Genomic DNA, 15733 nt, shown 5'->3' on the forward strand with positions numbered 1-15733 from the left:
AATGAGCAAAACAGTAACCATTATTGATACTTTCGGCTTTTTCTTTCGAAGTTTTTATGCACTTCCTCAACACCTAAAAAACAGAGACGGTTTTCCAACCGGTCTTTTAACCGGGTTTACAAACTTTATCTCTACTCTTCAAAAACAGCATGACAGCGACTATATTGTTTTTGCTATTGATACAAAGGGAAATACCTTTAGAAATGAGATAGACCCAAACTACAAAGCCAATCGCAAAGCACCCCCTGAGGAACTTATGATGCAGTTGCCAATAGCAATAGAGTGGATAGACAAGATGGGATATAAAACTCTGGGTCAGGTTGGGTATGAAGCAGATGACATTATAGCTACAGTTACGCATTTTGCTAGAAAGAAGGGATATAATGTAAAAGTTGTCTCTCATGATAAAGACCTTTATCAACTTATAGACGATGGTAAGGTCGTCGTAGTTGATGCTATTAAGAAAAAGAGCATGGATGAAGATGCCTGTTTTTCTAAGTATGGTATTACTCCAAAGCAGTTTATAGATTATCAGGCAATTCTTGGTGATTCTGCAGACAATGTTCCCGGAGTAAGAGGAATTGGCAAGGTAGGCGCTGAAAAACTTCTAATTGAGTATGGAACACTAGATGATATATATGCACACATAGATGAAATAAAGCCGCCAGGTGTGCAAAAAAAACTAATAGAATGTAAAGATTCTGCTTACATGTCACGAGAGCTTGTGACACTCAAGCATGATGTTTTTGATGACTTTGATTTTGAAGAGTACACAATGGATATTGAACATCCATTTTTAAACATATATGACGAGCTTGTAAAGTATGAACAAAATGCTGTTATAAGATTTTTGCATGCTAAAAATATGGTTAGTGAAGATACAAAAAAAGAAGCTGTGCAAAAAGTTGAAGTAGAGACACTCACTAGTAGAAAAATTGACTTTGAAGCAACTTTGATAACTGATGCAAAAGAGCTTGATAGAGTTCTTAATACTTTATATAAAGATACAATAGTAGCTTTTGATACAGAGACAACAGGCCTTGATTATGATAAAGATTCTCTTGTAGGTTTCAGCTTTAGTTTTAACGATAAAGAAGCTTATTATGTGCCATTTGCTCATTTTTATCTAGGTGTTCCTGAGCAGATAAGCAAAGATGAGGCTAAAAAAGCTATAAGGAAGATATTTAACTCTAAAGTAGTTGGACATAATATTAAGTTTGATTTGCATTTTGTAAGCAGATTTTTAGAAGATGACAGCTTAGACATTTATGCTGATTCTATGATACTTGCTTGGTTAATCAACCCTGAGAGCGCACTCTCACTTGACAAACTCTCAGATAAACTTTTAAATCACACTATGGTTGCCTTTAAAGATACTGTGAAAAAAGGCGAGACCTTTGCCAGTGTAGAAGTTGAAGATGCTTGTAAATACGCAGCTGAAGATGCGTTTATCACTCTAAAACTTTATAATCTTTTTTTAGAAAAACTCTCTCTTCAAAATGCTTCTCATCTTATAAAAGAGGCTTCTGATGTAGAAGTTCCATTTATAAAAACTCTTTTGAAGATGGAGAAGACAGGTATAAAAGTGGACAGTGCATTCTTAGAGAAGTTTTTGGTTGAAGTAAAAGAAACTTTGAGCGTTTTGACAAAAAATATTTACTCTTTAGCCGGAAGTGAATTTAACATTAACTCTACACAACAGCTGGGAGTTGTACTTTTTGAGACTCTGGGACTTCCCGTTGGAAAAAAGACAAAGACCGGGTACTCAACAAATGAGCAGGTTTTAAGCTCACTAAAAGATGCTCATGAGATTATTCCCATGCTTTTAGAGTACAGGGAGGTTTATAAGCTGTATTCCACCTATATAGAGCCATTGCTAAAATTAAGTCAAGATGATGAAGAGAGTCGTATCCATACTTCTTTTGTTCAAACAGGTACGGCAACCGGAAGACTAAGTTCTAAAAACCCTAACTTGCAAAATATCCCTACTAGAACTAAGCTTGGAGCAAAAATTAGAGAAGCTTTTGTCGCACCAAAAGGTAAAAAACTTGTAGGTATAGATTACTCACAAATCGAGCTTAGACTGCTTGCCCATTTCTCTGAGGATAAAGTCTTAGTAGATGCATTTGTGAATGACAAAGATATCCATATGCAGACCGCGATTGCACTTTTTGGCGAAGAGAAAGCCGCCTCAAAAAGAAATGTAGCTAAAACGGTAAACTTTGGACTTCTTTATGGAATGGGACAAAAAAAACTCTCAGACACTTTGGGTATTACTACAAAAGAAGCTAAAGAGATAATCGAGAAATATTTTGAATCATTTCCTACTGTAAGAGCTCACTTTCGTTCTATTGTAGATAATTCAAAAGAGTTTGGCTATGTCGAAACACTACTTAAGCGCCGCAGATATTTTGACTATGAAAATGCTACTCCTATGTTTAAAGCAGCTTATGAGAGAGAGTCTGTAAACAGTCTTTTTCAAGGAAGTGCATCTGATCTTATCAAGCTTTCTATGAACAAAATACATAAACTTATAGAAGATGAGAAATTAAATGCTAAGATGCTCTTACAGATTCATGATGAACTTATCTTTGAGGTCAATGAAGAAGAAGCAGAAGTTTTAGGAAATAGATTTAAATGCATAATGGAAGATATTATGAAACTCAATATTCCAATAAAAGCAAGTATGAATATTGGAGATAACTGGAGCGAGTTGAAGTAACTTAGCGGGGATTAGTCAAATGCTAAAGCAGTATAAAGAAGCTATTGAAAAAAGTAATATAATCTCTAAAACAGATGTTGATGGAGTAATAACTTTTGTAAATGATGAATTTTGCAATATTAGTGGTTATTCAAAAGACGAACTTATTGGACAAAACCACAATATTGTAAGACATCCGGATGTAAAAGCATCAAAGTTTAAACTATTATGGGACACTATTAACGCAAAAGAGACATATAAAGATACTGTTAAAAATATGGCAAAAGACGGTTCCACTTTTTATGTAAACACTACTGTAATTCCCATACTCGATGAAAATGAAAATATAGCTGAGTTTATCGCTATAAGATATGATGTAACTAAAGAAGTTCTTTTAAAAGAGGAGCTCTTGCAAAAAGAAATAGAGTATGAAGAGCTAAATAAAACTCTTGAAAAAAGAGTCGCAGAGAAGACAAGAGAGCTAAAAGAGTTAAATCAAACTTTAGAACTTCGTGTGCAAGATGAGATAGCAAAAAATGAAGAGAAACAGCGTGTAATGTTCTGGCAGTCAAGACATGCAAGCCTCGGACAGATGCTTGCAAATATTGCACATCAATGGAGACAGCCACTTACCGAGCTTAGTCTAGCTATGTTTAGCATTAAAAAAGCTGTACAAAACGATAAACCGGATGATGTAACCAAGTTTTATGACGAGAGTAAAAATATTATTAAAAACATGTCAGAAACCATAGATGATTTTACTAATTTCTTTACCCCGCAAAAAGAGAAGTATTATTTTAATATCAGCGACAGTATCCAAGAATCTATAAGGCTTTTAGATAATATGATTAATGATGAGATGATAACCCTTAAAACTAATTTGACGGACATAGATGTGCTTGGAATCGAAAATGAACTCACCCAAGTAATAATAAATTTAATTAATAATGCTAAAGATGCTTTTGTAAACAACAGCATTTTGTTGAGAGAGATGAATATAAGCACTAAAAAAGAGGATGGTTTTGCAATAATTGTAGTGCAGGATAATGCCGGCGGTATACCAAAAGAGAATCTTGAGAGAATTTTTGAGCCTTACTTTACTACAAAGCATAAAAGCCAAGGTACCGGTTTGGGTTTGTTTATGTCTAAGATGATTTGTGAGCAGGGCTTAAATGGCTTTATGGATGTAAGCAGCAAAAAAGGCGTAACAAACTTTATTATAAAAATTCCATTGGATGATTATGAAAAATAAAGCCTTAAAAGAGCTAAAAGTTCTTTTAGTTGAAGATGAAGAGAATTTAGCCAGACTTTTAAAAGGCGCAATTGGTGATAACTTTCATAGTTTTATTATCGCAAAAGATGGGGCAGAGGGTTTAGAGCTATTTACAAAAATCAATCCCGATATAGTGATTACCGATATTATGATGCCTAAGCTTTCCGGGCTTGACATGTCAAAAGAGTTAAAGAAAATTAATCCCGAAATTCCTATTATAATACTTAGTGCATTTTCTGAGAAAGAAAAGCTTTTTGATGCAATAGATATTGGTGTGACAAAGTACTTTCTTAAGCCTTTTGATCCTGATGAACTTTTAGATTATATAAGCAGTATCTCTTCAAGACTTGGCAATAAAACTCTAAAGTTAAGTGAAGGCTTTGTGTTTAATAAAACTACAAACTCTCTATACAAAAACGACAGATTTGTTCCTCTTACAAAAAACGAAGTTAAATTTTTGACTCTGCTTATTAAAGATAAAAATGAGATTATAGATGATATGGTTATAAAAGAGAATTTATGGACAGCAGATGTCAGCGATGAGAGAGTTAGAACTTTTATACGAAGGTTAAGGGCTAAAACATCTAAAAAGCTTATAAAAAATGTAAAAGGATTTGGTTATAAAATAGATATCTTATGATTTGTTTGTGACCTTATATATAAAACTAAAAACCTCTGCAACTGCTTTGTAAAGCGCCTCTGGAACCTCTTTGTCTAACTCTACTTTTGATAGTAGCTCGATTAAGTCTTCATCTTTTTTAATTGGCAGATTATGCAGCTGGGCAATTTTGATAATATTTTGGGCACTTTGTCCTTGACCTTTTGCTACCACGCGGGGTGCTGACTCTTTTTTTGCATCATATCTTAGTGCTGCTGCCTTTTTCATACTTTTACCTCAAATCCCATACCTATATCAGTTGAATTGCTCTCATAAGCAGTAGTTTTTGTTTTATTAAAAAGGCGTATCTCTCTTGGAGTTATTTGTGTATCTATTAAAGCTTTACGAAGCGTAGGAATATTCTCTTTTATAATTTTTTTAAACTCTTCATTATCAGAGTTAATATGTATGTTTAGCTGGTTTTTATCATAAAGCGTAAGTCTAAGTTTTAACTCTCCATACTCTTTTAATTTAAGCTCAATATCGCAGTAAAATTTGTCTTTTTCTGCCTGTTTTATAGTTATATTACCGTCTTCCATCTCTTGCCAAGAAAAAGGGATGTATAAAGATGATGCGTTAGATAGATGTGAGACAAGTTGGTGATAATCTATTTGAAGAACAAGTTTATCAATCTGTTTTGTTATTTCACTTTGATTTGGTGCCGCTAGTTTGACTACATCTTCACTAGCTTTATAAAGTACGGCTTTAAAATCATTAGATAAAATCTCTTTTACATGTAGCTGGGGAGATAGTTTATGAGCACTTTTAAGTAATGACAACTCATTTAGTATGGCTAAGGCAGGTTTTGAAAAGAGCGGGTCTGAGTTTTTTATGGCAATTTTTACATTTTCAATTATATTTTTAATTTCGCTAGGAACTTTTTTGTTTAAGAGTTCTTCAATTACTACTTGAGTCTTAAGAGCTGTAGGGGTTTTAAGTGTGTTTTGGTTTTGCTCGATTGTCTGTATGGTGTTAAAGATTTTATTTAAGGCATCTAAAAAACCTTTTGACTCTTTAGTAAAACTATTTTGCAAAGTCTGTATGACTTGCTGTATTGACTCTTTTAAAACGGGTAGTTTAAAGTTCTCTTTTTCTAGATTTTTTGACCCGACTAACTGTTCAAGATTGGTGAGTTTTCTTTCAAATACAGGAGTCGTAATCGGATTTGCTTGCTTTAGCTCGGATGTTATTGTCTTAACAATGTCCTGAACATTTTTGGCCAAATTTTCCAGTACTTTTGGATTTTCTTTTGCATTTTTACTAAAAACTTCATTTGTCGCATCTTTTAACACAGGCAAGGACATAAGTTCTTTTATCTGTGCATTTATTGCTTTGGTATTTGGTATGTCGCTTTTTTGGAGTATATTTGACATGTCGGTTAAATGCTTAGTGAGTTTTATTTGAGGATTTTCTACATGTTTTATTTTTGATTCTAAAAAAACACCAGAATTCTCAAGGCTTGGTTTTATATTTGTATTGTTAAGTTCTTTAATGTTTGGCAAAAACTTTTGAATAAATTTCTCAACAGGCTGCAGATTTTTATCTGATTTTAGAGAACTTAACAGCTCTTTTAGAGTTTCATTTACCTTGCCCAAACTTTTTAGAGTAGGGTTGTTTTTTACAAGTTCTAGCAGCGTTTTATCGGCACTTGGATTTTGTGAGCTTCCTTTGAGAAGTGAGGAAATTATTGATTTTAAATCCTTGCCTTTTGTTATTGCTTCAAGCTCTTTAGGCGAAGCATCTTTTAAAACTTCCGCTAAAGCTTTGTTGGTACTGGGGAGGATAATATTTAACTTTTTATCTACTGCAAAATTTATCATTTTAAAGTATATCATAAATCTTAGACTAGATAAGGAATGTTAAATGCTTCTTATCCTTCACCCAAATAAAAAGGATTGGCCATGAAGATAGATAATTATGAACTAAAGATGCATGCAGAAGCTTCTCAGAGTACTGCTATCAGCACAACTTTCATTGATACACTTGAGATAGAAAATTCTAATAGAACTCAAGAAATTCGTTCCATAGAAGAAGAACTTGAATTTACTAAAAGACTTCAATATGATTTACTAAATCAACTCATGTCACTTTTAAACAATAGAGGCTCATGTAATCGTTTAAAAAGCGTTAAAGAGATGGATTTAGAACAAGCCAACATAAGAACTCTTTCAACGAGAAGCCTAAGCATAAAAGAGCAATACACTTCATCTCAAAAATTAGATGTTAGCATGAATGGCTTTGTTCAAAGTGGTAATCAGAAAATAAAGTTAGATATAAATCTGTCATTCTCAAGCAGCTTTGTTCAGACTCACTCTATAGAAAAGACAATGTTTTATGACCCGTTGGTTATTAATTTTGATGCAGAAATGCCAGACCTTGACTCTAAGACATTTGATTTTGACATAGATATGAATGGTGAGAGTGACCAAATCTCAATGCTTAAAAAGGGAAATGGCTTTTTAGCACTTGATAAAAATGACAATGGTTTTATAGATGACGGTTATGAACTTTTTGGTACACAAAACGGCAATGGATTTTTAGACTTAAAAAGATATGATAAAGACAACAATAACTGGATTGATGAAAATGACGCTATCTTTGATAAGCTTCGTATTTGGAGCAAAACTCAAGATGAAGATACTCTTGTGGGTATTGGAGAAGTAGGTATTGGTGCTATATACCTTGGATATGCAGAGGGTAGTTTTGACATCAGAGATGAAACAAAAACTCTTGGTCGCATAAAATCAAACGGTTTTTATCTTAATGAAGACGGTTCAAGTGGTTTGATGACTCAGATAGATTTTGCAAAGCATAAAAAAGAAGCGACAAATAACACTGCGCCACTTAATGAACTTTTACAAAGTTCCTAGAAAACTAACGGAAGTTAGTTCTTTGTATACTTGGTTTATAGTGAGGGTCTTCACCCTCAATAGTCCAAAGTTTTTTAGATAGGTAGCTTACTGCATTGTGAAAGTTTTCATCTACATGTTCCCAAAAATCAAGTTCTGGAAACTCTTTTTTTAGTAACTCTTTTTCATATTCAAAACTCTCTTCTTTTTCAAGTTTTTGTAAACCGATTGATTTGTTAGTTTCAAGATTTGCTAAAAACCATAAAGATAAAAACTCTTCAGAATATTTGCTTAATATATCCTCTGCAAAAATTTCAAACTCTTCGTATCCACTTTGCTCAAATACTTTAACAATCAAGCTCACAACAGAGTTTAAATGCACAAAGGGAACCATTGAAAACAGCTGTCGTCCTGTTGATTTTCCTTCTGTATGCAGAGCGCCTAAAAAGACTCTAGTTCCACCGTCAGTATCGCCAAAGTTATTTGTTTTTAATCCTATGAGACCTATGTCAGTATGTCTGTGTCTCCCACAACCTTTTGCACAGCCGGAAAAGCCTACTTGAATCTGATGCTCGTTTATTTTGTCCAGCGGTAAGTAAGATGTCTCATCTTTTATGCTCCAAACCGCATAAGGACATAGGTTTCCGGCACATGTTAAGATTGTATCAGTGTTCGTCGGTGATTTTAATGCACTAGATGGCTCTTTTAAACCAAGTATGTAGATGTTTTGGTCAATCCCAAAACGAATCTCTGCATTGTTATTTGTAGCAAAATCTGCAATCTCTTTTATCTCTTTTGGTTCAAGTTTTGAGCAGTTTGTTTGATAGCAAAAACCGTAAGTTCCGTCTTTTAGTTCATGAAACTCTGAAAACCTTGTTCTTTCAACTATGAGTTCACCTTCGTCTTGAAAAGGTTTTTTATACTCTTCTTGGATATGAGCCTTCATAGCATCCATTCCATGTTCTTCTATCATATGAAATATTCTTGTTTTAGCACGAGTAAAACGAGAACCGTGCAGGTAAAATGCTTCAACTATGGCTTTGAAAAAATCAAATACTTCTTCTTCTTTTAAAAATATATTGGCACTCTTTGCCACCTCGGTGTTTTTACCGCCCATGTAGACATTAAAACCAAAAAGGCCATCTTTTTTTGCAAGTCCAAAGTAGATGTCATTTGCAAAAAATGAAGTCACATTTGAACGGTTACCGGAGATTCCGATGGAAACACGACGAGGGAGCATGCCGACATAACGGGGATTTTCTATAATATAATCATTCATCTGCTTTACAAGCGGGTAAACTTCTATCTCACTGTATTTTCCGCGACCGTCATAAGCATCTGTAACAATATTTCTAACATTATCACCAAAGCTTTGCCAAGTAGATACACCCATGGCATTTACCCGCTTATGGATGTCTAAAACATCATCTGCTTCTATATCATGAAGCTGAATACCTGACCTGGCTGTTAAAATAATCTTCAGACTATATTCATCAACGATATCGGCAATACTTTGAAATTGCTCAGAAGTAAGCCTTCCTCCAGGAATACGAATGCGTATAGTAAACTCATCTTCTAAAAAGTAGGTATTAAAAATTCCAAAATCTTGAAGATAAAATCTATCTGCTTCATTTAAACTGTCAAAATCAATAGAGTAAAAATCTCTGTAGTAATCAATAGGTTTTAGTTGAGCTTTGTATCGCTCTCTTTTATTTAACTTTTGTTCCATACTTATATTCTATCTAATTGTTACATTCATAAACATGATATATATCATTTTCTAAAATATAACGGTCTGTATTCTTTTTCTAGTTACAATAGCATTTCTTATACTAAAGGACACAATATTATGAAGAAATTATTTTTACTTTCAACTCTTTTGTTATCAGCAATGTATGCACATGAATGCCGTTATACCCTTGAAATTGACATGGATATAGACAAAGGTTTACTTCAAGGTCATGCTGTTATTGAAAGTGACCATCCGATGATAAAACTACTAGATACTAAAGCAAAGATTTTAGAGATAAAAAATGCGACGCTAAGTGTAGAAAACAATATGCCCAATTTAGTAAAACAAAATGATGACAAAGCTGTTGAGATAAGCTTTACCCACAATTTTAAGTCAATAAAAGGAGACGCTATTTTGCTTGATGAATGGTATCCCAAAGTTGACATAATGTGTAAATATGAAACAATTATCTCAAATCCTCAGATTATAACTATTGTAGAAGCAACAGAGGTGAAAGAGCAGAAGAATTCTAAGCATTTTATATTTGATAATCCGCTAGATACACTACATTTAATAGCGTCAAAAAACTATATTGTAAATTCTAAAAAAACTAAAAACGGCATGGATTTATCGACATATTTTTACAAAGAAGATTCATATCTTTCAAAAGATTATTTTGACAAAAGTGAAAAATATTTTAATCTTTATAAAGATATGTTTGGATTTATACCTTTTGATCGCTTTTCAGTACTAGAAACACCTTTTCCTGCCGGATATTCAATGTCTACATTTACTCTAATTGGAAAACAAATTATCTCTAAAGACTTTGTATTGGATAATTCTTTGGGACATGAAATAGCTCATCAATGGTTTGGAAATTATGTATATTCTCCAAGTGTCGGAAATTGGGCTGAGGGAATAACGACATTTTATTCTGACTATCTATTTGCCAAAAAAGAAAATAGGGCAGCTGAATACAGAAAAGATATGCTTGTAAAATATAACTCATATGTGAACGCAAACAATGAAACATCTTTGATTGAGTTTAAGAATAAAACAAAAGAGAGTAAAAATGCTATAGGGTATGGAAAAGCGGCTTTTTTCTTTTACATGTTAGAGGAAAAAATAGGAAAAAAAGCATTTGAAAAAGGAACTAGAGAACTGCTGAAAAAATACCCTTTTAAAGTAGCTACATATAAAAATCTCAGAGAAGTTTACGAAGAAGCATCAGGCAAAGAACTGCTTGATTTTTTTACAAAATGGGTCTATAAAAAAGGAGCATTAGATTTTGACATTAAAAATATCAAGCTCTCATATCTCAAAAATAGATATATCCTTGAGTTTAATGTAGTTAGTAACAATATGGTGGATTTTCTTCCTATATCCATCTGTTCGGATGAAGAGTGCTTATCGACAAAAATCGACTTAAACAAACAAAATCCGCGTGTTGAGTTAGATATTGAACCGAGTAAAATAATCGTAGATGAAAACTATGAAGTATTTAGAAAGTTACATGTAAAAGAGATTCCACCGGTTATTTCAAAGATTTTAGAAGGAAATGTTCTTGTTGTTATCGATAGAGCTGATGAGAAAAAGTTTAAAAAAATGGCACACACATTTAAAGGTTTTAAATATTCTGATGATGTAACATATGAGGAACTTAAAAATAATAATATATTTATTCTTGGCGCTAATAACTCGTTAATAAAGCGAGTAGCTATTGATTTTAAAATGCAAGGGGATACAAAGATTGAAATCTATAAAAACCCTTTAAATGACAAAAATGTTGTTGCTGTGTTTGAGATGAAAGAATTATCTTCATCAATTTTTTATAAACTCAAACATCTTGGGAAATACTCAAAAGTTGTGTTTAAAGCTTCTGAGATAGTTGAAAAAACGATAAAACCTTCTATAAACGGGGTTGAATACAAGGTAAACAGCGGCTCATATGCGATTGCGACACAGGTACAAAATTTTAATGATACGCTTAAAGATATTGCTAAAAACAAGATAGTGTTTGTTGGAGAGAATCACACAAGTTTTTCCAGTCATCTTAACCAACTCAAAGTTATAAAAGCAATGTATAAAAACAATCCAAAGCTCTCTATTGGTATGGAAATGTTTCAAAAACCATTTCAAAAATATCTTGACGCTTTTGTAGCAGGAAAGATAAGTGAAAAAGATATGCTTACTAAAACGGAATATTTTAAACGATGGAAATATGATTATGAGTTGTACAGACCTATTATGCTTTTTGCTAAAGAGAAAGGTATTCCTATCATTGCTCTAAACATTGACAGAGATATTACAAAGATGGTTGTAAGTAAAGGTCTCGATGCCTTGAGCGATAAACAGCGTGCTCAAGTTCCACCGTCAATTGATTTTTCAAATACAGAGTATAAAAAATATTTAGAAATGGTATATGCAATGCATAAATCAAAAAGTTTTAAAAATTTTGATGAGTTTTATCATGCGCAACTTCTTTGGGATGAGTCAATGGCACAAAATATAGTTGATTATATACAAAAAAATCCAAATACAAATATGACGGTATTAGCAGGTAACGGCCATGTTATGCATGGATATGGTATTCCAAGTAGAATAAAAAGACGAGGATTACAAGATTATGCTATTGCTGTTAATATGAAAAGTGCTGAGCCCGGTATTGCTGATTATATTTTATATCCATCGAGCGTAGGTACAAAAAAGGCAAAAAAACTTGGTGTTTATCTTGAATCAGATGAAGAGTTGATAATAAAAAAACTTGCTGAAAAATCTGTTGCAGCAGAAGCAGGTGTAAAAGCAGGCGATATGATTACGGCATTTAACGGTACTAAAGTTAAAAATCTATTTGAGCTTAAAAGAGAGCTTGCATTTGCAAATAAAAGTGTAAAGCTAACTCTGCTTAGAGATTCTAAAAAAATAGATGCAACAGTTGAGTTTAGTGACTAAGTCACTATCTCCAAACTATTTGTAAATCATTAGACAGAAGTGCTTTGTTAAATGTTTTTGTAGGTGCTTTAAGGTCAGCGATACTTGTAGTGGTATCTAAAAACTCTTGCAGGTAGTATTTTTCTTTGTAACCTCTACTTACTAAATCTTTTATAATGATATTTATATCGTTTTCATTCAATAAGTCACTATGTATGGTAGTTCTAGCTTCAAAATTTACGGGGCTTTGTATAAGCATATCGAGTGTTTTAGAAAACTCATCATATTTGTTTGAGTGTGTGATTTGTGTAAATTTGTCTTTTGGTGCTTTATAATCAAGTGCTATGTAGTCAAGCAGATCTAAATCAAGCAACTCTTTTACATGTAGATAATTTGTGCCGTTTGTATCTAACTTTATTTTAAATCCAAGTTTTTTTATCTCTTGGCAAAATGGTACTAAATCGTATGAACTAGCTTCCCCGCCGGACAAAACAACAGCTTCAAGAAGGTTTTGTCTAGTTTTTAAAAACTTTAAAACTTCATCGTAACTGTATATACCATCTTTGGCAAAAACTATATCTTTATTGTAGCAGTAATCACACCTCATATTACAGCCGCTAAACCATACTATGCACGCCAGATGATTAGGATAGTCTAAATGTGTAAAAGGGGTGTAATCATATATTACTTTAGCATCGCTATTGTTAAACTGCATATTATATGAACTTGTTCATATAATATGTTTTAATTAAAGCTTGGCTTTGATTAGCATGACTCTGTAAATTGTTTTCTTTGTTTATGCTCACCAGTTTTTCCTACATTGAAACTCTCAACAGGTCTGTGATAACCCATTACTCTTGTATATACGATACATTTTTGTCTTCTATCTGCATGCAGATTTAATGCTTCATTTTTGCTCATAAGTAAATCCTCCTTTGTTTAAGATGCGATAACATTTTCTTCTATTAAAATTTCTTCGTCACATTTTGGACAAAATTCATGTTCGCCTGCAATGTATCCATGTTTTGGACAAACAGAGAACAGAGGCGTAACTGTAATATACGGAAGTCTAAAGTTAGATATAACATTTTTGACTAACTTTCTACAAGCCTCTGTTGAACTGAGTTGCTCTTGCATATATAAGTGAAGAACAGTTCCGCCAGTGTATTTACACTGCAAATCATCTTGAAGTGTTAATGCTTCAAAAGGATCATTTGTTAAATCAACCGGGATTTGAGAAGAGTTAGTATAGTAAATATTCTTACCCATTCCAGCTTGAAGTATTGAGTCTCCGTATCTTTTCTTATCTTCTTTAGCAAATCTGTAAGTTGTTCCCTCAGCAGGAGTTGCTTCTAGATTGTAAAGGTTTCCTGTCTCTTCTTGATACTCAACCATTCTGTCTCTCATGTGGTTTAAGATTTCCGTTGCAAATTTGATCCCATCTTCTGAGCTAATATCAAAAGCATCAGAAGTAAAGTTTCTAATCATCTCATTTATTCCATTTACACCGATGGTTGAAAAGTGGTTGTTAAAACCTGGCAGATACCTTTTAGTGTAAGGGAACAGCCCTCTGTCGTACATCTCTTGAATAAATACTCTTTTTTTCTCTAAAGTATTTTTTGCATGATTCATAAGTTGATCGATACGAGCTATTAGAGCTTCTTTGTCACCTTTGTGTAAAAAACCAAGTCTAGCCATATTGAGTGTAACAACACCAATACTACCAGTCATCTCAGCACTACCAAAAAGACCGCCGCCACGCTTTAGAAGTTCTCTTAAGTCAAGTTGTAATCTACAACACATGCTTCTTACATGTCCTGGTTTATATGCCTCTTCATTTTCTACTAATTTTCCATCAGCATCTCGTTTGTACTGAGAACCAATAAAGTTTTGAAAGTATGATGAGCCGATTTTTGCCGTATTTTCAAAAAGTATATCTGTATTTTCTCCATACCAGTCAAAATCTTCTGTAATATTTACAGTAGGAATAGGAAAAGTAAAAGGCTGACCTGTTTTGTCGCCCTCAGTCATTACTTCATAGTAAGCTTTGTTTATTTGGTTCATCTCTTTTTGAAAATATTTATATGTCATATCCTCAAGGCTTTCACAACCACGCTCTTTAGCTATAGCCTCTAGCTCGCTATCTAATAAACCTTTAAAAAGATGAGCTTGCTTACATGTAGGGATTTGATCTTTTAAATCTTCCGGTACAGTCCAATCTATTGTAACATTTGTAAAAGGAGACTGTCCCCAGCGAGCCGGCACATTTAAGTTGTAAATGAAACTTCTTACTGCTTTTTTTATTTCATTGTATGGTAATTTGTCACGAAAAACATAAGGAGCAAGATAAGTATCAAATGATGAAAATGCCTGCGCTCCGGCCCATTCACTTTGAAGTATGCCTAAAAAGTTTGCCATTTGCCCAAGAGCTTCTCTAAAATGTCTTGGAGCATCACTCTCAACTCTTCCTCTGACACCGTTAAAGCCTTCATCAAGAAGTACTCTTAAACTCCATCCTGCACAGTAACCAGTTAGACAATCTAAATCATGAATATGATAGTCGCCATTTCTGTGAGCATAACCTTCTTCTTTAGTATATATTTTATCAAGCCAGTAGTTTGCAATAACTTTTCCGGCTGTGTTGTTTACTAGCCCGGCATTAGAGTAACCGGTATTTGAATTTGCTTTAATTCTCCAGTCAGTTCCATTTATATACTCTTCAATAGTTTGAGTAGAGTTTATATAAGTTGTGTCTTCATCAATAAGATGATCTCTTTGCATTTTGTGCATATGACGATAAAGTAAAAATGACTTCATTACATCAAAGTATCTTGCTTTGTATAACTCTTCTTCAATTAAATCTTGTATATCTTCAACAGCAACTACTCTTTTGCTTTTAAGTTTTTCAAGTACATTGAAAAATATTGAACTATCGTAATTTACATTCTGAGATTTAAAAGCTTTTTTAATAGCATCCTCAATCTTAAACGATAAGAATTCTTTATATGTGCCGTCTCTTTTTAAAATGTTTTCTACCATTGCTTACCCCTGAAATTATTAAAGGCAGTTTATAAGAAGTGAAATTAAAAACTTATAATAAAAAGTGTCACATTAGCGTCACTAAAAGCTCTGTTAATTGCTATAGGGTATAATTCTGCATGGATAAAAAAATAGAAAAAATTTTAGAAATTTGGCATAAGCGTTTTGAGTCTGAAAATCATCAATATTCTGAGTTTGAAAGTTCAGATATAGAGTATTTTGTAGGTTGTTTACTTTATAACCATTTTGCCTTCTCTAGGGCACTTGACACAATGAAAACGATTGATTTATCGTATGATTTTTTATCAGAATGTGGTGATGAATACGATGAAATTCAAGATATAGTCAAAAGTATAGAGTATGAAAAAGAAGAGGAAAAACTTGACTTTTTACAAAACTATATAAGAGAAGCAAAATCAAAATACAGTGCTGATGAGCTTTATCTGCTTAACCGTTTAGAGTATCATGTAAATGCAATGGCAGATAGATATAAAAGCGGTGTGGATGTTGTACAAGTTGATTTTCAAAACCTGAGAAACAGATAAATAAT

General features: G+C 33.1%; 10 protein-coding genes and 1 pseudogene. 6 read left to right on the top strand and 5 right to left on the bottom strand.

The features are described from left to right. Position 1 precedes the first annotated feature (1 nt). Genes polA through OQK60_RS01045 form a run of 3 tightly spaced genes read left to right on the top strand, consistent with a single transcriptional unit; the run spans position 2 to position 4614 of the window. Positions 2-2722 carry a DNA polymerase I gene (gene polA, locus OQK60_RS01035; RefSeq protein ID WP_297683198.1) on the top strand — a complete coding sequence of 907 codons (2721 nt, stop codon included), beginning with the start codon at positions 2-4 and terminating at the stop codon, positions 2720-2722. Between the two features lie 19 nt (positions 2723-2741). Next, entirely contained in the window at positions 2742-3953 is a 1212-nt protein-coding gene (locus tag OQK60_RS01040) for a PAS domain-containing sensor histidine kinase (RefSeq protein WP_297683200.1), read from the top strand. Then, the gene (locus OQK60_RS01045; protein ID WP_297683202.1) at positions 3943-4614 is read left to right on the top strand and encodes a response regulator transcription factor; all 672 of its coding nucleotides are present in this window, start codon (positions 3943-3945) and stop codon (positions 4612-4614) included. Before OQK60_RS01040 ends, OQK60_RS01045 begins: the two co-directional genes overlap by 11 nt. Here OQK60_RS01045 and OQK60_RS01050 read toward each other — a convergent pair. Continuing rightward, the gene (locus OQK60_RS01050; RefSeq protein WP_297683204.1) at positions 4609-4860 is read right to left on the bottom strand and encodes an EscU/YscU/HrcU family type III secretion system export apparatus switch protein; all 252 of its coding nucleotides are present in this window, start codon (positions 4858-4860) and stop codon (positions 4609-4611) included. The genes OQK60_RS01045 and OQK60_RS01050 overlap by 6 nt on opposite strands. Further along, on the bottom strand, positions 4857-6452 hold the full coding sequence (locus OQK60_RS01055; RefSeq protein ID WP_297683206.1) for a flagellar hook-length control protein FliK: 1596 nt from the start codon (positions 6450-6452) through the stop codon (positions 4857-4859). Before OQK60_RS01055 ends, OQK60_RS01050 begins: the two co-directional genes overlap by 4 nt. 81 nt (positions 6453-6533) lie before the next feature. On the opposite strand from OQK60_RS01055, the gene OQK60_RS01060 reads away from it, so the two are divergent. After that, positions 6534-7502, top strand: a complete 969-nt coding sequence (locus OQK60_RS01060) for a hypothetical protein (protein ID WP_297683208.1) — start codon at positions 6534-6536, stop codon at positions 7500-7502. A 4-nt stretch (positions 7503-7506) separates the two neighbouring features. Here the strand turns inward: OQK60_RS01060 and OQK60_RS01065 are convergent, their stop codons facing one another. Continuing rightward, complete coding sequence (locus OQK60_RS01065) at positions 7507-9210, bottom strand: nitrite/sulfite reductase (RefSeq protein WP_297683210.1); 1704 nt, start codon at positions 9208-9210, stop codon at positions 7507-7509. 120 nt (positions 9211-9330) lie between these two features. Here OQK60_RS01065 and OQK60_RS01070 point away from each other — a divergent pair, with 120 nt between their 5' ends. Next, a complete protein-coding gene (locus tag OQK60_RS01070) occupies positions 9331-12165 on the top strand; it encodes a ChaN family lipoprotein (RefSeq protein ID WP_297683212.1) in 2835 nt (944 codons plus the stop codon). A gap of 4 nt (positions 12166-12169) precedes the next feature. Here the strand turns inward: OQK60_RS01070 and OQK60_RS01075 are convergent, their stop codons facing one another. Both OQK60_RS01075 and OQK60_RS01085 read right to left on the bottom strand, forming a co-directional pair. Further along, entirely contained in the window at positions 12170-12859 is a 690-nt protein-coding gene (locus OQK60_RS01075) for an anaerobic ribonucleoside-triphosphate reductase activating protein (protein ID WP_297683214.1), read from the bottom strand. Between the two features lie 50 nt (positions 12860-12909). Beyond that, positions 12910-15183, bottom strand: a pseudogene (locus tag OQK60_RS01085) (ribonucleoside triphosphate reductase). Between the two features lie 119 nt (positions 15184-15302). Here OQK60_RS01085 and OQK60_RS01090 point away from each other — a divergent pair. Beyond that, complete coding sequence (locus OQK60_RS01090) at positions 15303-15728, top strand: hypothetical protein (protein WP_297683220.1); 426 nt, start codon at positions 15303-15305, stop codon at positions 15726-15728. Positions 15729-15733: the final 5 nt, after the last annotated feature.

Source organism: Sulfurimonas sp. (genome assembly GCF_026196735.1).
Taxonomy (GTDB): Bacteria; Campylobacterota; Campylobacteria; order Campylobacterales; family Sulfurimonadaceae; genus Sulfurimonas.